Raw genomic sequence first — 18,682 nt, forward strand, 5'->3', positions numbered from 1 at the left:
TTACGCAAATCTGTTGATTGATATGATTGCGCATTGCTTCTGGTTGCTGAACGCTTTGATCACGTAAATGTATTCAGCACTATGGAAATTTATATTCATCTGTTCCTCAACCAAGCAGATGAAAGTAGCCAATAGCTGGATGCAGTAGCAAGTTGATTACTTGGCTACTTAGAGTCAGTCTAATGTATCAATTTGTAGTCAGCAAATAGCAATAATCCCGAAATATCCTTTATTTACAAGGTTTTTCGGGACTCAAATACTCTTAAATAATTATTCCCATTCAATCGTCGCAGGCGGTTTTGATGTGCAATCCAGCACCACTCGATTAATGCCCTTCACCTCATTGATGATCCGTCTTGAAATCTTATCCAGAACATCATAAGGAATCCGCGCCCAGTCTGCAGTCATACCATCAATTGACGTAACCGCACGAATACCGACTGTATATTCATATGTACGCTGATCACCCATAACACCTACTGACTTCATATCCGGCAATGCTGTAAAATACTGCCAAATTTCCTTATCCAAGCCAGCCAGCGCAATCTCTTCACGCAAAATCGCATCACTGCGGCGTACCAGATCCAGCTTCTCTTCAGTCACTTCACCCAATACACGAATCGCAAGACCTGGTCCTGGGAATGGCTGACGGTGCACAATTTCATCAGGCAGCCCCAGCAGCGTACCTAACTCTCTCACTTCATCCTTAAACAAAGTATTCAGTGGTTCAATCAATTTAAACTGCATATTTTCAGGCAGGCCGCCAACATTATGATGACTCTTGATCGTCTGCGCGGTATCCGTTCCGGACTCAATCACATCTGTATACAATGTTCCCTGTGCCAGCCACTTAATCTGAGTAAACTTTGCAGACTCGCGTTCAAACACACGAATAAATTCATTACCGATAATCTTACGTTTCTGTTCAGGATCACTCACACCCTTCAGCAAACTCATGAACTCGTTTCTCGCATCAATCTTATAAAGATTCATGCCAAAACGTCCCTTAAATGTATCTACTACAGATTCTGCCTCATTCAAGCGCAGCAAACCATGATCAACAAACATACAAGTCAGCTTATCACCAATTGCCTTATGCAGCAAAGCCGCCACAACCGCAGAGTCAACACCGCCGGATAATGCGCATAATACCTCATCATCACCGACTGTTTCCTTGATCTTCGCAATCTCCACATCGACGAATTCCTTCATGCTCCAGTTATTCTTAGCCTCACATACACCAAACACAAAATTCTTCAGCATCGCAGTGCCGTTAACTGTATGACGAACTTCCGGATGGAATTGAATCGCATAAAAACGCTTCTCAGGATTACTCATCATTACAATTGGACAAGTTTGTGTAGAAGCATTAACCTCAAAGCCCTCAGGAACCGCAGTAACCTGATCACCATGTGACATCCAAACCTGCTGCGTATTTTCCATACCCTTCAGCAACGCATTGCCAGCCTTAATTTCAATATCCGCTTTGCCATACTCCGCATGCTCACAGGATTCAACCTTGCCGCCCAAATCATGCGCCATCAGCTGCATCCCATAACAAATCCCTAAAATTGGCTTCCCAATCTTAAAAATTTCAGGGTCTACCTTAAAAGCATTCTCATCATATACCGAATTTGGCCCGCCTGAAAAAATAATACCTTTTATTTCAGGATCGGCAGCAATTTCCGCAGCACTTGTATGACGTGATTTCAATTCACTATATACGCCCATTTCACGAACACGACGTGCAATCAGCTGGTTATACTGACTGCCAAAGTCAAGAACGATAATTTTATCTGCCATAAACTTCTCCTTTTCTTTACAATTTCCTAACTATAATATCATTTTTATCACTCTTTTGCACTATTTTTTCTATCAACTTATCAGCGTTTCAATGGAACGATTTCAATCCAATAGCCATCCGGATCATTTATAAAATAAATTCCCATTGCTTCATTATTAAAGCACACGCAGCCCATCGCCTGATGCTTCTTAAAAGATGCTTCATAATCATTCACCGTCAAAGCCAAGTGAAACTCTTCTTCACCAAGATCATACTTCTGCGGATGATCTTTCAGCCAAGTCAACTCAAGAGTAAAATCACTCTTCCCATCACCCAGATAAGCCAATATAAAGCTGCCGTCAGCCGCTTCTTTCTTGCGCACAACCTCTAAGCCTAATGCTTCCTTATAAAACGCCAAGCTTTTCTGTAAATCACAGACATTAAAATTAAAATGATTAAATGTATAATTCATGATTTTCTCCTTCCTTAATTGTAAATAATTGATTCATGTGTTCAATCTTAACGATTTTATCCTTATATTCCGCAGCCTCATCCAACGCTAAAAACCGTTCAATCACTGCATAGTCTTCCCACATGTGCATTGGAAAAACCAATTTAGCATCCGCACTCTTTAAAAAGGCAAGCATCCCCCAGCTGAATTGCTTTTCCTGACGGGGATCAAGCGGAACAAAGGCCAAATCAAAGGTTCTGTCCTTCAGCTTATCCATTTCCTTTAAAAATGCATTCTTCGCAGCTTTATTTTCACCATCGCTGTTTTCCCCTTCCCAATGCCACCAATTTAAATCACCGGCATGGTAAATAGACACACCTTCTACATCAATCATAAATGCAACTCCCTGATCAGTAGAATGCAGCGTTTCACATTTCAGCTCATCAATTATATAACTGCTATTAGCTTTTACCTGATGAATTTTATCAGTTGGTTTAATTCGGATATCTTTTGATAATATCCATTGAATATCTCCCTGCCAATCAAGAATCTCACGATTAAAATGATCCTGATGAGTGTGAGAAGCAAAAACATATACCTTCTTTGACTGATCAAAAGCTGGTATCTCTCCGCGATAATAATCAAAAACCAAAATCGTATGCACTAATTCAATCATAAAACCACTGTGATCAATATATGTTACTTTCATAAGAACTCCTATTGGTGTTTTTTACGCCATTCATTAATTTGCTTCATCCGTTCCTGTACACGTGCCTCTGATCCTTGATTCGTTGGATGATAATAAGAATGATTCAGCAAAGAATCAGGCAGACAGCGCATATTGGTGAGTTTATCTTCGGTATCATGAGCATATTGATAGCCTGCCCCATAGTTTAAATCCTTCATCAGCTTGGTTGGTGCATTGCGTATCTGCAGCGGTACCGGTTCAGCCAGCATCTTTGAAGCATCATCAGCAGCTTTCCCATAGGCGACATATAAAGCATTTGATTTTGGAGCCAATGCCATATACGTAACCGCATGCGTTAAATGCACATTACATTCCGGCATTCCCAGAAAATGACAAGCCTGATAAGCAGCAACCGCAATTTCCAATGCCCGGCTGTCAGCCATGCCGATATCCTCACTGGCAAAACGCACGACCCTGCGGGCCACATAAAGCGGGTCCTCGCCCGCTTCGAGCATTCTCGCAAGCCAATAGATGGACGCATCAACATCACTGTTACGCATTGATTTATGAAGCGCTGAGATAAGGTTATAATGCTCCTCCCCTTTTTTATCATAAAGCAATGATTTTTTACTGATGCATTGTTCCAAAGTCTCCTTGGTAATCGTAATCTCAATACCTTGACGTTCACCATTCAGCACAACCATTTCTAATGTATTTAATGCCACACGAGCATCACCATTAGCAAAATTAGCAATCATATATATCATTTCATCACTGATATTGATTTTAAAATTACCAAATCCCTTTGGTGAACTGATAGCATGACCAATTAATTCAGACAGATCATCTGCTGATAAGGCCTGAAGCACAAAAACCTTGCATCGGGACAATAACGCGGAATTAATCTCAAATGAAGGATTTTCAGTTGTCGCACCAATCAATATAATGCTTCCCTTTTCCACAAACGGCAGAAAAGCATCCTGCTGAGCCTTATTGAAACGATGAATCTCATCAATGAACAAAATCGTCCGTTCACCCATTAATCGTGCGCTTTCAGCCTTATTCATTACTTCCTTAATCTCTTTTATACCGCTGGTAACAGCACTGAAATCAATGAAACGGCTTTTCGTTTTACCGGCGATAATTCTTGCCAGCGTAGTCTTGCCGACACCCGGCGGACCCCAGAAAATCATCGAAGATACCTGATCGTTCTTAATTAACTGAGCAAGCACCTTTCCCTCACCCAAAAGATGCTTTTGTCCCACATATTCATCCAAGGTCTTCGGCCGCAGCCGGCTTGCCAGCGGATCACTCATTTCACGATCATCAAATAATGATTCCTGAACCATTTTTTCACCTCTTCCTTATGGATTACATACTTTACAAGGTGTATAACCTTGATTAACCGCATCCTCATAGCTATCAAATATAATTTGATTCTTTTCAGCAGGTAATGAATTACACTCTGCTAAATGAAATTTCTTAGAATTAAGATTCCCAATATAATATTCTGCTTCTTCTGCAGCTGATGTATCCTTATCATTAGACAGCTTATCACTTTCTGCCATTGCCTCAATGCTGAGATTTACGCCATCACTATGCACATGAAGCGTACCCTGCAGATCTGTTCGATACACCTCAATGCCATAAGCCGTCAGCCGATCCAGCACCTCTTGATGCGGATGACCATAGGAGTTGTTCTTACCGCACAGAATGACCGCTATTTCCGGTTTTATCCGTTCTAACAATTCTTGACTGGTGGAGGTTCTTGAACCATGATGTCCGATTTTAACAAGATCCACATCATCAAGCTGATCTAAGACAGCCAGCTCCTGTGCCTTTTCAGCATCACCCATAAACAAGAAACGCTGCTGCTTATAAACTAATTCAACAATTAACGATACCTCATTGCCGCTTCCCTTAGCTTCTGTATTATAGAAACGCATAAACATCTCTGGCTGCAGATAAAACAGCTTATCAGCTAACGGAACCGAAGGTGATAATCCCCTGTCCACCGCCGCATTGACAAAATCACGATATGTTTTAGATTCTGCGGAACCATTTGAAATAAAAACCGTACCAATCGCAAAATTCTCAATAACCGCATCCAAACCGCCGGCATGATCCGCATCAGGATGTGTATTCACCAAATAATCTATTTTCTCAATCTTCAATGCTTTCAAAAAATCAACGATCATCGATTCATCATCATTATCTCCGGCATCAATCAGCACCTTTTGCTCTGCATTAATGAAAATACAGTCAGAATTACCCGTATCCAAAAAGTAAATTTCCAATTCACCCTCTGTATTTTCTGCATCTTCATTCACCGCTTCCGCAAGCTGATCTGACATTGGCGGCTGCTTCGCCTCATAAGCCCTAGAAGACTGACAGCCGCTGACACCAAGAATAAGCATTAGCATCATCAACACTTTTCCAATATACTTCATATCTTCTCTCCTGACACTTTTATTATAAACGATGATTGAGCTAATTTACAGTCTTACGCTGATTGGTTCCAATTTCTTACAAGCATAATGTTAGATTACCTCAGCACCAGCATCTAAATCAGCGCAGTTTCATATTATGAATATCCATTTCATAAACAACATCCTTACGCTCCACAATTACCTGAATTTTAGCCTTTACCTCAGAATCGTTCATAATCCGATTCAGCAGCTCTCTGGTAGGATTTATCGCATAGGGATGTCCCACATGCTGAAACATCGTGAAATCACCTGTCGTATCTCCATAAGCATAACATTCATTCAAATCAAGATCATATTCACTGCATAATTGCTGAATGGCTTTCTGCTTGCTGCGGGAATCCCACATCGGTATGATTTCACCTGTATAACAACCCTTTTCATCTGTTTTATATACTGTACCGCGAAAATCATCAAACGCATACTTAGCCGCCATTTCACTAACCAATTCATAAGGTGACCCCGATATCGCAATCACCAAATGCCCTAGTCTGCGATGCATCAAAATTTCATCACGGGTAAATGTATATACCCGATCTCCTTTCTGTTCAATGACCTTAGCGGCAATAAATTTAACATGTTCCTCAGACAGACCCACAATGGTTTCCTTAAATATATCTGTCATTTTCATCAAATAATCATCATATTCCCCTTGTCGGCGATCCCATTTCATAAAAACCGGCCGGACATCATCATGCCAGCGTGTCTGATCAACAAGCTCATGAGTCACAAATTTCTTAAATAATTCAGTAATTAGACCTTCCCGATAAATCGTTCCGTCAATATCAAAAAATGCCGCTGTCCTTTTCATTGTAAACCTCCTATACTTTTTTATATTATACCTTTTTCTTATTACAAAAAACACTCTGGCAATCAAAAAAGGCAGCCGCTTGAGTTATAACCCTCAATAGCTTCTGCCTTATTCTAACCTTTAAGCTGTTTGAACCTCTGCCTGTTTATCAATCAGCTGTTGGAATTCATCAAGCGGCATCGGTTTATAATAATAGAATCCCTGCACATAATCACAGCCTGCAGACTTAAGAAAGTCAACATATTCCTTAGTTTCAACACCTTCTGCAAGAATTTTAAGATCCATTTCCTTTAATGCAAGGATGGTGTAATTCAGCATCTTCGCATACTTCTCAGTTAACTGCTTCTGGAAAAACATTCGATCCAGCTTGATAATATCAACCTGTGTTTTTAATAATACATTATAAGAAGAATAACCGCTGCCAAAATCATCCAGAGAACATGTAAAACCAATCGCTTTCAGCTTCTCAATGGTTTCAATGACCTGCTCATTCAAGCCATATTGAATATCCTCTAAAAATTCAAATTCAATATATTCCTTGGGAATCTCATATTGATGCAGAATATTTAAATAATCATCAAGAAAATTAATATCAAAGAAAGAAGTATTGGTTATATTAAAACTTACCGGCACCAAAGGCAGCTTTGCTTTCAAGCGCTGATTCATCCAATGACAAACCTGATCAAACAAATACAGATCAATCAAATAAATATCACCTTTTTCATTTAATGAAAAAAAGAAATTCGTTAAAGGGATTAATTCACCCTGTTCATTGATCCAGCGCATTAAAATCTCGCCGCCAACTATCTGTTCGCTGGACAGATCAATTTTAGGCTGGATATAAGGAACAAATTCTTTATTTAGCCGCGCTTCTGTCAGCTTGCCATTTAAGGCATGACGCATCATGTATTCATCATACTTCTGTTTATTTAAATCATCAAAGCTAAATGAACGATGCTTAAGCTCACGGCATTCCAAGCGGGCTATTTCAGCCTTATTCGAGATATGAGCATAGTCCTCATTAGGATGCTCCAGCTTATAAAGACCAAAAGACATATAAATATTATGATAAAGCATTGGCTCTTCCACATCAAAAAGCTCATCAACAAATGGCACTAAAAACTTATCTACAAAAGCATCACAGTCTTCACAATAGATTAAAAGATGAAATTCATCAGCATAGACTCTTGCCGCATAGCTTTTATCATCAAGATGATGATAAAGACAGTCAAGCACTATTTTAAGGATTTGATTACCCTGTTCAAAACCATATTTGAGATTGAAGTAACGAAAATCTTTAATATTTGCAGTAGCAAATACATAATGCTGACAATCCTTCGAAACTGTTTCTTTATATATATGCCTTAGCCACACTGCACTAGGTCGGCCTGTTATTTCATCAATTTGATCGTTATTTGTTGTTTGCTTTACCATTGAAAATACCTCACATCAGCATTTAGATAATTATACCAAAAATTCATAAAGCAATCAAACTTTTAAGCTTTATGATCATCAGTAAGTACGCTGAACTAGCCCTTATTGGCCCTTACTCCTGCAATCAAACTTTCTATTCAACTTAATTATTGAAATCTATATAACTGCTATTCAATCACAGGCTTTCGTTTAATTCAAATAAAACCTAAAATAAAATTTTCCTAACTCAAAAATCTTTCTATTCTTAATTTTAACTCAATAAAAAGGTAAATCAACATCTTTTTATAGTCATAAAATAGGCATGACCTTATCTAGAACATTTAAGTGATATATCAAAAATCAAAAAAAACCCTAGAAATAAGGCTTATCCTCACTTCTAGGGATTGTTTTCAAATGGTGGTTCCGGTCGGAATCGAACCAACGACACAAGGATTTTCAGTCCTTTGCTCTACCGACTGAGCTACGGAACCATTTGGTTGCGGGAGAAGGATTTGAACCAACGACCTCCGGGTTATGAGCCCGACGAGCTACCAGACTGCTCTATCCCGCGATATATATTACAATTTTAAGGAAATTGTTAACCTTTTTTTAATGGCGGAGGAACTGGGATTCGAACCCAGGCGCCGCTCGCACGACCTACCGGTTTTCAAGACCGGACCCTTCAGCCACTTGGGTATTCCTCCATATTCAATTTAAAATAAGCTGGTGGACCCTGTAGGACTCGAACCTACGACCCGCCGGTTATGAGCCGGATGCTCTAACCAACTGAGCTAAGGGTCCGCATCCTTAATTAGATCTATAAGTTGGTGGCTGGGGTGGGACTCGAACCCACGACCTTCCGGGTATGAACCGGATGCTCTAGCCAACTAAGCTACCCAGCCAAATTAATGGTCGGGATGACAGGATTCGAACCTGCGACCCCTTGATCCCAAATCAAGTGCACTACCAAGCTGTGCTACATCCCGTCGACAAACATTAAATTAAATGGCGCGCCATGCAGGAATCGAACCCACAACCTTTTGATCCGTAGTCAAACGCTCTATCCAGTTGAGCTAATGGCGCATCGGTGTTTCGCACTGTCTCATCAGTGCCCATTTATAATACCAAATACCTTTAGATAATGCAAGTATTTTTTTAACTTTTTTTAATTTTTTTAATCAATAATTTCCCGATTGCCGCAGAAGCCTTTAAATAGGCTGATTCTCACACTTGATGCTTAAAAGGCTGAAACACATATTCACTAAAACAGCTTTTCTGTCTGTAACTTTCCGTATCAAGTATGCCCTGAAGCAAACACTTTTATTCCCAAATCATAAAAAACGCAAAAGAAAACCGCCGATTTTACTCGGCAGCTTCCTCTTTTATTTTATCCTTAGTTGTTTTGATTACCTTCTGACGCGAGAATTCTTCACGCTCTTTTTCTTCAAGCGCGTCACTGATATTCTTTACCGTCAGCTTAAAATCAGGAATCACAATATTCTTCAAAGCGTTAGCCCGCTTTTGCGTCTTGCGTATCGTATTAGCAAGCCGATAAACGCTGTTTTCAACCTCTGCCAGTACAATTGTCATTTCCTTAACCTTCGCAAAGCAGCGGTAGGCATAATCCAGCTTAGAATTTGCTCGCTCCAGTCCATACGTCAATTCCATCGGCTGCTTTTCATAATGAATCTTCGGCAGTTCCACACCCATAACACTGCGGTAACTGACTTGAAGCCCATTATCTACCGGTATCGCATCGACGATATCAGTAATCAGACCCAATGACATATTGGCCTCCTGCAGAGCATAATAAGCGACAGCATATGTCTTGGTTATTTCATCACGAAGCATTTTCACATTTTCAACCTGCTCCATCATTTCACGAATCAAGATATTACGCTTACGGTCCATCAGATCATAACCTAAAGATGCTAATGACAGTGATTTCTTAGTGGCAATCAAATTACCTTTTGTCGGAGCTACCTGATTAGCCATAGGCTTACGCTCCCTGGTTTGCTAATTCTTTAATGATCGTTTCTTCTTTTAGATCAAACCGTTTAACTGCTGCTTCATGATCATAGAATTGATCAAGGACTGCATCATCTACACGATCCAACTCATTTTTAGGCAAAACGGATAGCAGTGACCAGCCAAGATCCAACGTTTCATCGATTGAGCGATTCTCATCAAATCCCTGATTGATAAAATGCTGTTCAAAAAGCTTGCCAAACTGCATATATTGCTTATCCGCGTCAGAAAGCTCATCCTCACCGATAACTGAGGCAAGTGAGCGGGCATCCTGTACCTTGGCATAGCAGGCAAAAAGCTGATTGCTTACCGCTGAATGATCGGCTCTTGTATACCCTTCACCGATGCCGTCCTTCATCAGTCGTGATAAAGAAGGCAGTACGCCTACCGGCGGATAAATCCCCATCGCTGTTAAATTACGATCCAACGAAATCTGTCCCTCTGTAATATACCCAGTTAAATCGGGTACCGGATGCGTAATATCATCATTTGGCATGGTCAGAATTGGAATCTGCGTCACCGATCCTTTAGCGCCCTTAATAATACCTGCTCTTTCATAAAGTGATGCCAGATCTGAGTACAGATAGCCCGGATAGCCTTTACGGCCTGGAATCTCTCCTTTACTGGAAGAGAATTCACGCAATGCTTCACAATAAGATGTGATATCAGTATTGATGACCAAAATATGCATATCATGCTCATAAGCAAGATACTCAGCGGCTGTTAAGGCACAGCGCGGTGTTAAAATACGTTCAATAATCGGGTCATTAGAAAGATTGATAAACATCACAACTCTTTCCATAACTCCTGCTTCTTCAAAAGAACGTTTAAAATAATCAGCGACATCATTGGTAACACCCATAGCAGCAAAGACAACACCAAAGCCTTTTCCTTCATCATCGGCAACCTTGGCCTGCTTGACGATCTGCACTGCCAACTGATTATGCGGCAAACCGCTGCCAGAGAAAATCGGCAGCTTCTGACCGCGGATCAGCGTCATCAGACAATCGATGGATGAGATTCCTGTATTAATATAGTTACGCGGATAAACACGGGATACCGGATTCAGCGGCTGGCCATTGATATCGGCCCGTTTTTCCGCAAATACACTGCCAAGTCCGTCGATAGGTACCCCAGCACCATTAAATGTACGGCCTAAAATTTCCTTAGAAAGCGGCATCTCCATCGGATGACCCAGCAATCTGGTTTTGGTATTTGTTAAAGAAAGTGTATTAGTTCCTTCAAAAACCTGAATCACACATCGCTTTCCTTCAATTTCTACAATTCTGCCCATTCTTGTGCGGCCATCTTTTAATGCGATTTCTACCATCTCATCAAAGCTGGCATTTTCAACATTATCAAGCACGACAAGCGGGCCATTTATTTCACTTAAACCTACATATTGAAGGCTCATTAACGAATTCCTCCCTTCTATTGGATCGTCAGCATCGCTTTATCGATCATATCCTTATAAGTATCAAGAAGTGCAAGATTATTATTAGGCACATCGTATTTCATCTTGACAACCTTATCAAATAAACCCAGCTGCATAATTGTGCTCACCGGTATATTTTTAGCGATAGCTTCTTTGCAGCGGCGATTTAAATGCAGAATAACATCCATCATCTTCAGCTGCTTTTCAAGCGGTACATACGTATCCTCCGGATGGAAAGCATTCTGCTGCAAATAACCTACACGAATCAGTTTAGCAATTTCAATCGTTAATTTCTGATCATCAGGCAATACATCAGAACCAATCAATTTAACAATTTCCATCAATTTAGTTTCTTCCGCAAGAATTGCTGCGATTTCCTGACGGTCACGCATAAAACGCGGATCAACGTGTTTGCTGTACCATTTTTCTAAATCCGGAATATATTCACTATAACTCAATGTCCAGTTTACTGCCGCATAATGGCGGGCATAAGCCAACGCCTTATCCAATGCCCAGAAGCAGCGTACAAAGCGTTTTGTATTCTGTGTTACCGGTTCTGAGAAATCTGAACCTTGCGGCGAAACGGCACCGATAATTGAAACCGAACCTTCCTGTCCGTTTAATGTTTCCATATAGCCGGCACGTTCATAGAATTGAGAAATCCTTGACGGCAGATAAGCTGGGAAGCCTTCTTCAGCCGGCATTTCTTCCAAACGGCCGCTGATTTCACGCAAAGCTTCAGCCCAGCGTGACGTTGAGTCAGCCATGATTGCTACATGATAGCCCATATCACGATAGTATTCAGCCAGCGTAATTCCTGTATAAATACTAGCCTCACGGGCAGCTACCGGCATGTTAGACGTATTCGCAATTAAAACGGTACGGTCAGTCAGCGGGCAGTTGCTCTTCGGGTCGATCAGCTCCTGAAATTCTTCAAGAACCTGAGTCATCTCATTACCGCGCTCACCGCAGCCGACATAAACGATAATATCCGCATCACACCATTTAGCAAGCTGATGCTGCATCATTGTCTTCCCTGTACCAAAGCCGCCCGGCACAGCTGCCGTACCACCCTTCGCAATTGGGAACAGTGTATCAACAACCCGCTGGCCGGTAATCAATGGAATCGAAATCGGCAGACGATGCTTAACTGGACGGGCATTTTTAATCGGCCATTTCTGGCAAAGCGTACATTCATGCTCGTTGCCCTCAGCATCCGCAAATTTCATAACCACATCATTAATCTTATATTGACCATTAGGTGCAACCCAAGTCACCTTTCCCTGCTGATAAGGAGGCACCATACATTTGTGCTCAATCAGTTTCGTTTCAGGAACAGTGGCATAAATTGTACCGCCCGCAACTTCATCATTAGGCTTGACGCATAATGTCACATCCCATAATTGCTCCTCATCAAGCGGCGCCACCGCACTGCCGGTCGCGATAAACGCGCCGGATTCTTTCTCTATTTCTTTTAACGGCCGTTCAATGCCGTCAAAAATATTTCTTAAAATACCAGGTCCAAGTGTTAAACTGATTGGATTTCCTGTGCTGAATACAGGCTCACCCGGCCGCAGACCGGTCGTTGATTCATAAACCTGAATTGTCGTTTTACCCTTATTGATTGAAATAACTTCACCAATTAATCGGGCATTGCCGACATAAACCATTTCCAGCATTGAAAAATCAGTTGCATCCTTAACAGTTATAACAGGCCCGTTGATTGAATAAATTACATTTTCACTCACTTTATCACCTCTTGCAGGTTTGCCTGCTTTCTTATTGGATAATTAGACCTGAATGATTAGCAAACCATTCATGCTGATCCTTAAACGCGGCATCCAGCGTTTCATCATAAACTGCATGACTGAGGGCATTCTCAAAAATAAAGCCGCCCATCGCAATCGACGCATTAATTTTAACCTCACACTGATGACCATAAGCGCTGCTGATTGCCGCCGCATATTTTTCATCCTGCTTGCGAATCAGGAATGCTGAGCCGTCAAGCGAGCAGACAGCTGCCATCTTCTGAGCTTTTTTAATCAGAAATGCCTCATAATCCTTACTTGCCGTAAATTCATTTAACGTACGGATTACTTCCGCAAACACCATTTCTGTATAAGCTTCCCGTTTCGCAATTAATTTCTTTGTAGTCTCACTATTGCTTTTTGATATTTCAATGGCCGCTTCAGCCTCGATTTCCGCCAGCTGACTGGCAAGCTGCAGCTGCGTATCCTTCTTAGCTTCCTTATAAAGCTCTTCTTCCGCCTTTGCCTTAGCTTCATTTACCTCGGCTAAAATACTGCTGCATTCCGCATCGGCAGTCTTTGAAATTTCATCTTCAATGTAGCGAACGACTTCTTCTATATTTTTCATCGCTTCACCTCTATAGTTTTACACCGATTGCTTCACTGACATAGCGGTCAATCGTTTCACCGATTTTGCTGTCGCCATGACGGTCAGGAATTTCAACAATCAGCGGTTTCTTTTGTTTCAATTTGATTTCAGATATTACATCAGGACACAGTTCAATCAGTTTGGTCGTCAGCAGCACGATTGCAACCTCATCATCATGCATTACCTTTTCCAAGGTTTCCAGCATTTCATGCCGTTCATGTACTACAACGCCTTCAATTCCTGCCAGCCGCAATCCCATCTGGGTATCAATATTGTCACTGATCAAGAAAAATTTCATCGTCCTCACATCCCATCTTACAGCTTATTGATAATCAGGATTGAAATTAATACACCATAAATCGCAACACCTTCACCAAGGGCTACGAAAATCATTGATTTACCAAAGTTCTTCTCATTCTCAGAGAAAGCACCGATTGCTGCCGGAGCAGCTGCTGCAACGGCCACACCAGCCCCTAAAGCAGACATCCCGGTAGCTAATGCTGCCGCTAAGAAGCCCATGCCCTGAGCCGCTGTGCCAACAATTGAATTCACAGCATTTACATCACCTTCCGCAAATACGTGAAAGCCGTTGATTTCAAATAAAACAAATGCGCATAATACCGCAAAGAACATACTTGTATGAGCAGCCAAACGTGTTCTGGCTTGTTTCAAAGAAGTCTTTCCCTTAAATACATTGACCAAAGGCAGTGAAATTAAAACAATAATTAAAGCTGGTAATAAAAGTTCTAGTAAGTTCATAAGTTCCTCCTAATTTAATTGTTATTCAGCGCTTTAAAAGCGATGCCGTTACCATCAAAGTAACGTGAGAACATTTCATAGAATTCAAGACGCAGTACCTGAATACCCACAATCATACCTTCAAGTACCATTACGAAAATATTTCCTAAGACGAAGACAAGCGGACTGGCATTACCAACCATGCTCATCAAAGTGCTGACAACCAGCATCATACCGGCATGGGATAATACGAAACCGCCGACACGCAAATATGACATTGTATTTGCCAAAAAGGTCAGACAGATTTCAAACATCTCAAAGAAGGCTTCCATAAAGAAACCGCCAAAACCATTCGGGAATAGTTTTTCATGTTCTAACAGCCTTTCCAGCGGCTCCTGCATAAAAATCAAGACAGCTGGAATACCAATCAGTATCAAAATATAAGGCAGCGTCAGCACCTGAATGCCGGCACCCATCTGTAATGCAATACCCACTAATAATGAGCCATACAATACAAATCCAGCGATGCCGTTTTGTGAAAACAGCGCCTTACCCAACTGCTTGTTTTTTAGACTCTGTGTCACATTGATCAGCATAGATACTAAAATCAAAACCGCGCCAATCGCAATCGCACTGATCAAAAGCGGCATAACAAAGCTAGGTGCCATGACTTCAAACGGTTTTTCCGCAAAGCCCAGCGCATGAAACATCGGATTCAACAGTTCCTCATTGCCAAAGACTGATCCAAAAATCAAGCCAAAGAAAGCTGAGAACAATCCGATCCGCATCCCGACCTCACCAAGCCGCATATTCATCTTCTTATAAGCAATATAGCCGACTAATGAAAGCACCAGACCCTGGCCGACATCGGCAAACATAATACCAAACAGCAGACAATAGGTCAGCGCCACAAAAGGTGTCGGATCAAAATCCTCATAGCAAGGCATGCCGTACATTTCTACAAACATTTCAAAAGGACGGACAAACCAATTATTTTTTAATTTAGTCGGCGGCGTTAACCGTGAATCACTATGCGCCGGTCTTACTTCAACCTCAACATTCGCAATATCCGCAAATTGCTGCTTCACCCGCTCTACATCTTCCTCAGGCACAAAGCCGGAAATTGAAGCGCGCTCACCCAGCAGTACCACATATTTCTGTACCTCATAGGTTTGATTCAGACACTGCAGCTTAGTATAAAGCTCAGACAGCCGTTCAGCGCTCTCTTCTACAAATTTCTTCTCAGTTTCAATCACATGATCAAGATGCTCCTGATCCTGCTTCATATCCTCTTCCAATTCTTTAATTGCACCCTCTGGCGTACCATGAACAAAATCAGGAATCCGCACACGTTCAAAGTGCAGACTGGAGAAAATGTTATCGACTTCACCCTCATATCTCATGGTTGTAATATACATACACCAGCAGAAATGCTCATCCTTATTAAATTCCTTAAATATATAAGGGCGGTTATTATAATACTGAAGCTTATCTACACTTTGTTTAGGCATTCTGCCAACTCTGATTTTCAGATAGCGGCAAGAGAACAAATCATCAAAATTAATATTCATGGCTGATACATTCTTTACTTGAATGACCGCCATTTTATTTTCTTCGATTACGGTTTGCAATTCTTTCTTTATTTCATGAATCTGATCAAACTTCGCTTTGATTTCATTAATCATTTTATTTGTTTCATCAAGATTGATGAAATAAGAATCGATTGGCTTTTTAACTAAAGTCAAATCCATTTCAGCGCATAGCTCTGAAACCTTTGACAATAGATCGGCATACGGATTGGCATCATTCAAGACCGCTAATCCACTGACCCGATCAACTATTTTATTGGCAAGCTCAGGATGAAAATTATCCAGCGTACTGAAACGCAGCAGCATTTCTTCAAGATGCTGTTTATCCGTTATAATATTCATCAGCCTCATTTTAGTTATTGCCACATTATTCCTCCTTTCAATTTCTAATAAATACAAGTCTTTTCAATATGATCGGCAGAGACACCGTAACGCACCCCTTCAATAATATTAACAAGATTACTCATTTCAATTTCATGCAGGATCGTATAAGTCAGAAATACAATCGCCGGACTTGTAGAAAAACGCATATGCCGTTCAGCCAAATGATATTTAATCCGATCTGCATAGTATTCAATAAATACATAATCATGATTATCAGCAAATACACGATAAGGTGAATCAGCCAATATTCTTAAAAAGCTTTCCGCATCCGCTGCCTCAATCAATTCCTCCATTTTGCTTTTAGAAATTCTGAGATAATCAAGCATCAAAGTCGGCCGAATCGTTTCAGCATCCGCATGATAATACTTTTTCAGACGATAAATCTTGGAAATATTCTGCAGCTCAATGCCGGTCAGAAAGATCGTCAGACAATCACTCTGCGTTTTTCCCCTTAAATGTCGTTTAATCGTCAGCAGTACACGGTCATAATAATACTTCGTCAGCGCGGTTTCAACTTGAGGATAATCAATTAATTCATTGCCTTTGGGCTGATACTTCAATAAAATCTTAGCATAATCGGTACGTGCCAGTATTTCACACAGAGCTGAATACGTCTGTGCCTCCTTAAGCTTATGCAAATCAAAGGAAGTATAGCGATTCAGATAGAATGGAATCTGTGATTCAAACTCGGAATACAGCGATGAATTGAAGAGCCGCAGTTTTCCTAAAATCAAATCAATTTCACTCTTAAAGATACCGATTTCATAAAGCTCTTTATCTTTGCCGTCAGCATAATGAGCTAACTTGCAGCCGCGCTCAAACATATCCTTTTTAAGCAGCGCTTCCAAATCACCGCGATGAATCTCACTTTCCTTCACATTGGCAAAGGTGCTGGCATAATCTGTTTCATTCTTTAAATAAGCAGCGATTTCAGCCACACTTTTCTTATGCACAAGCGCGTGATAATCCTCGCTTCTAAGCCGCCGGCCATACATTGCCTTAGCTTTGGTAGTAATGGCATTGGCGGATAATGATGTCATAATTTCACCTCGATTCTGTTTATAATAAGCAGATTTTTACACATGAAGACAGGCTTCAACAATTGATTTTACCCATTGTTCCCGGTTTTCATCGTAAATTTTCTGAAGTGAAATTAAGGATGCTTCATAGCGTTTCTGATTCTCTTCCTGCTGATCCTGAAGCCTTTTCGCAACCAATTGCTGATGCTTTGCAATGGCTTGCTTTTCTTCATCCATCAGCTGCTTATATACCTCATCACGATTGGCTTCCGTTTGGCTTCTAAGCTGCAGCCGCTGTTTTCTGGCAGCATCAACACGCTCACTTGCGGCATGATCTGCTTTTACGATAGCTTCTATAAATTTATCCAAATAATTCCCTCCTTACTGGTCTTAAAATTCAGGCCAAATGTAGTATAAACCTTTTTATTCGCTAAAACAATCAACAATCTTGCTCAATTATAAATCACTCTAAAATGAAGCCGTTTACAATTGTTCAAACAACTTTAACAGCGCTGGTTCTACAATTTGTATTTCCTTATTTTTCAAATAATTCAAACAGCCGGCATCGCTTTTAAAGGAAAAACAAAGCTTATAAGCACACAGCGCCTGTCCTTCAAGCTTTTTCATCGCTTTACCATGATATTTCACATCATTGACCAAGGGATGACCAATAAAAGAAAGCTGAGCTCGGATCTGATGACTCTTACCGGTCAGCAAATCAATATCTAACAAAGAATAGCCATGCTTTACCGCTAATGAGCGATAGCTCAGTCTGACCTCACTCATTCCAGCCGATGGTTTTTGCGCGAGATATGCCTTATTTTGCTGCTCATCCTTACGATAATAATGAACTAACGTACCACTGCCGTAAAGTTCACCTTCGACAATACATAAATAATGCTTTTCAATTTCACGTTCTCTGATTTTTTCATTCATCATCCGCAATGCCTCAGCACTTTTCGCCGCAATCACAAGACCTTCTGTATTACGGTCAATGCGATGGCATAGAGCCGGCATGAAGCTTTTTTCAGAAACCGGATCATAAGCCTTATGCTCAACTAAATATTTCAGGATGCGGTTGATTAAAGTATCCGTCTGATCTGCCTCATCACTGTGCACAAGCAAGTTGGCAGGCTTATTGACAATTAATAAATGATCATCTTCATAAACCACATTCTGCAGCTTTGATGCCTGCATAAATGAAGTATCCAGCTGTTCATCAAAAAACTCTTCACTGATATACATCTGAATAGTATCCCCGACATTTAACCGCTGAGATATTTCACAGCGCTGACGATTCACTTTTATCTTTTTATTGCGAATATATTTATACATCAAACTCTTAGGCAAACGCTTGAGACTCTTACTCAGATATTTATCTACACGCTGATCAGCATCATTCTTATTAACTACAAATTCTCTCATGCTTCACCTCTTTCCTATCTTTTAATTATAACCAT

17 protein-coding genes and 7 tRNA genes are annotated in these 18,682 nt (G+C 40.8%); all 24 read right to left on the reverse strand.

Annotation, left to right across the window (positions count from 1 at the left end; all coding sequences use genetic code 11):
- Positions 1–270: 270 nt before the first annotated feature.
- Positions 271–1,803, reverse strand: coding sequence for a glutamine-hydrolyzing GMP synthase (gene guaA, locus DWZ33_RS01560; protein WP_060692110.1), 1,533 nt, complete (start codon positions 1,801–1,803; stop codon positions 271–273).
- 80 nt (positions 1,804–1,883) lie between these two features.
- Positions 1,884–2,255 (reverse strand): VOC family protein, encoded by a 372-nt coding sequence (locus DWZ33_RS01565; protein WP_118453564.1) that lies wholly within the window; start codon positions 2,253–2,255, stop codon positions 1,884–1,886.
- Positions 2,239–2,943 carry an MBL fold metallo-hydrolase gene (locus DWZ33_RS01570; RefSeq protein ID WP_118453565.1) on the reverse strand — a complete coding sequence of 235 codons (705 nt, stop codon included), beginning with the start codon at positions 2,941–2,943 and terminating at the stop codon, positions 2,239–2,241. Before DWZ33_RS01570 ends, DWZ33_RS01565 begins: the two co-directional genes overlap by 17 nt.
- Positions 2,944–2,951: 8 nt before the next feature.
- Complete coding sequence (locus DWZ33_RS01575) at positions 2,952–4,271, reverse strand: replication-associated recombination protein A (RefSeq protein ID WP_118453566.1); 1,320 nt, start codon at positions 4,269–4,271, stop codon at positions 2,952–2,954.
- Between the two features lie 15 nt (positions 4,272–4,286).
- Positions 4,287–5,372, reverse strand: coding sequence for a ComEC/Rec2 family competence protein (locus DWZ33_RS01580; protein ID WP_118453567.1), 1,086 nt, complete (start codon positions 5,370–5,372; stop codon positions 4,287–4,289).
- A gap of 118 nt (positions 5,373–5,490) precedes the next feature.
- Positions 5,491–6,219, reverse strand: a complete 729-nt coding sequence (locus tag DWZ33_RS01585; RefSeq protein ID WP_118453568.1) for an HAD-IB family hydrolase — start codon at positions 6,217–6,219, stop codon at positions 5,491–5,493.
- Between the two features lie 120 nt (positions 6,220–6,339).
- Positions 6,340–7,653 carry an EAL domain-containing protein gene (locus DWZ33_RS01590; protein ID WP_118453569.1) on the reverse strand — a complete coding sequence of 438 codons (1,314 nt, stop codon included), beginning with the start codon at positions 7,651–7,653 and terminating at the stop codon, positions 6,340–6,342.
- A 394-nt stretch (positions 7,654–8,047) separates the two neighbouring features.
- Positions 8,048–8,123, reverse strand: a tRNA-Phe gene (locus DWZ33_RS01595).
- Between the two features lie 3 nt (positions 8,124–8,126).
- Positions 8,127–8,203, reverse strand: a tRNA-Met gene (locus tag DWZ33_RS01600).
- Between the two features lie 42 nt (positions 8,204–8,245).
- Positions 8,246–8,336: transfer RNA gene (locus tag DWZ33_RS01605), tRNA-Ser, on the reverse strand.
- A gap of 20 nt (positions 8,337–8,356) precedes the next feature.
- A tRNA-Ile gene (locus DWZ33_RS01610) sits at positions 8,357–8,433 on the reverse strand.
- 24 nt (positions 8,434–8,457) lie between these two features.
- Positions 8,458–8,534 (reverse strand) — tRNA-Met (locus tag DWZ33_RS01615).
- A gap of 7 nt (positions 8,535–8,541) precedes the next feature.
- Positions 8,542–8,618 (reverse strand) — tRNA-Pro (locus tag DWZ33_RS01620).
- Between the two features lie 20 nt (positions 8,619–8,638).
- A tRNA-Arg gene (locus tag DWZ33_RS01625) sits at positions 8,639–8,715 on the reverse strand.
- Positions 8,716–8,994: 279 nt separating this feature from the next.
- Entirely contained in the window at positions 8,995–9,627 is a 633-nt protein-coding gene (locus tag DWZ33_RS01630; RefSeq protein ID WP_022937631.1) for a V-type ATP synthase subunit D, read from the reverse strand.
- Positions 9,628–9,631: 4 nt separating this feature from the next.
- The gene (locus DWZ33_RS01635) at positions 9,632–11,074 is read right to left on the reverse strand and encodes a V-type ATP synthase subunit B (protein ID WP_022937630.1); all 1,443 of its coding nucleotides are present in this window, start codon (positions 11,072–11,074) and stop codon (positions 9,632–9,634) included.
- 17 nt (positions 11,075–11,091) lie between these two features.
- Complete coding sequence (locus DWZ33_RS01640; RefSeq protein ID WP_118453570.1) at positions 11,092–12,843, reverse strand: V-type ATP synthase subunit A; 1,752 nt, start codon at positions 12,841–12,843, stop codon at positions 11,092–11,094.
- 31 nt (positions 12,844–12,874) lie between these two features.
- Positions 12,875–13,471, reverse strand: a complete 597-nt coding sequence (locus tag DWZ33_RS01645) for a V-type ATP synthase subunit E family protein (protein WP_118453571.1) — start codon at positions 13,469–13,471, stop codon at positions 12,875–12,877.
- Positions 13,472–13,481: 10 nt separating this feature from the next.
- Positions 13,482–13,790, reverse strand: a complete 309-nt coding sequence (locus DWZ33_RS01650) for a V-type ATP synthase subunit F (RefSeq protein WP_029473294.1) — start codon at positions 13,788–13,790, stop codon at positions 13,482–13,484.
- A 17-nt stretch (positions 13,791–13,807) separates the two neighbouring features.
- The gene (locus DWZ33_RS01655) at positions 13,808–14,251 is read right to left on the reverse strand and encodes an ATP synthase subunit C (protein ID WP_022937626.1); all 444 of its coding nucleotides are present in this window, start codon (positions 14,249–14,251) and stop codon (positions 13,808–13,810) included.
- Positions 14,252–14,265: 14 nt separating this feature from the next.
- A complete protein-coding gene (locus DWZ33_RS01660; protein WP_118453572.1) occupies positions 14,266–16,185 on the reverse strand; it encodes a V-type ATP synthase subunit I in 1,920 nt (639 codons plus the stop codon).
- A 20-nt stretch (positions 16,186–16,205) separates the two neighbouring features.
- The gene (locus tag DWZ33_RS01665; RefSeq protein WP_022937624.1) at positions 16,206–17,243 is read right to left on the reverse strand and encodes a V0D/AC39 family V-type ATPase subunit; all 1,038 of its coding nucleotides are present in this window, start codon (positions 17,241–17,243) and stop codon (positions 16,206–16,208) included.
- A 36-nt stretch (positions 17,244–17,279) separates the two neighbouring features.
- Entirely contained in the window at positions 17,280–17,591 is a 312-nt protein-coding gene (locus DWZ33_RS01670) for a hypothetical protein (protein WP_022937623.1), read from the reverse strand.
- A 114-nt stretch (positions 17,592–17,705) separates the two neighbouring features.
- The gene (locus tag DWZ33_RS01675) at positions 17,706–18,647 is read right to left on the reverse strand and encodes an RluA family pseudouridine synthase (RefSeq protein ID WP_118453573.1); all 942 of its coding nucleotides are present in this window, start codon (positions 18,645–18,647) and stop codon (positions 17,706–17,708) included.
- Positions 18,648–18,682: the final 35 nt, after the last annotated feature.

This window comes from Dielma fastidiosa (genome assembly GCF_003475485.1).
GTDB lineage: Bacteria > Bacillota_I > Bacilli_A > Erysipelotrichales > Erysipelotrichaceae > Dielma > Dielma fastidiosa.